This window comes from Frankia sp. CoWAU3 (assembly GCF_977971855.1).
Map to the genome: position 1 here is coordinate 2,357 of NZ_CDWWXB010000281.1, position 680 is coordinate 3,036.

Here is a 680-nt window from a genome sequence, read left to right on the forward strand (position 1 = left end):
CCGAGGTCGTCCAGGAGCCGACCGAGCAGCCGTACGGCGTTCGCGACTGCGCCTCCCGCGATCCCGCGGGCAACCTGATCCGCATCAACGAGCTCCGCTGAGCCGTCCGGCGATCGCAGCATGACCGGCCCGACGGCACCTCCCGTGCACCAGGCACCTCCCGTGCACCAGGCAGATGGAGACACGATGAGCACGGCCATGAGCACGGCCATGAGCACGGCCACGAGGACGGACCCGCGGTCGCCGGCGCCGCACGTTGCCGACCGCAGCGATGTGATCCGCGTGCACGGCGCGCGCGAGAACAACCTCAGGGACGTCAGCATCGAGATCCCGAAGCGCCGGCTGACAGTGTTCACCGGCGTCTCCGGCTCGGGCAAGAGCTCGCTGGTGTTCGGCACGATCGCCGCCGAGTCGCAGCGGCTGATCAACGAGACGTACAGCGCCTTCGTGCAGGGCTTCATGCCGACGCTGGCGCGGCCCGAGGTCGACGTACTCGAAGGGCTGACAACCGCGATCATCGTTGACCAGCAGCGGATGGGAGCCGACGCCCGCTCCACGGTCGGCACCGCCACCGACGCGAACGCGATGCTGCGCATCCTGTTCAGCCGGCTCGGCGAGCCACACATCGGCTCGCCCAACGCGTTCTCCTTCAACGTTCCCTCGGTCCGAGCGGCCGGCGC

At 69.6% G+C, this 680-nt stretch carries 1 protein-coding gene; it reads left to right on the top strand.

Translation table 11 applies throughout. The annotated features are described in order from the left end of the window. Nucleotides 1–210: 210 nt before the first annotated feature. The coding region (locus AC08ON_RS17165) for a P-loop NTPase family protein (protein WP_476617346.1) at nucleotides 211–680 on the top strand (470 nt) is incomplete at its 3' end.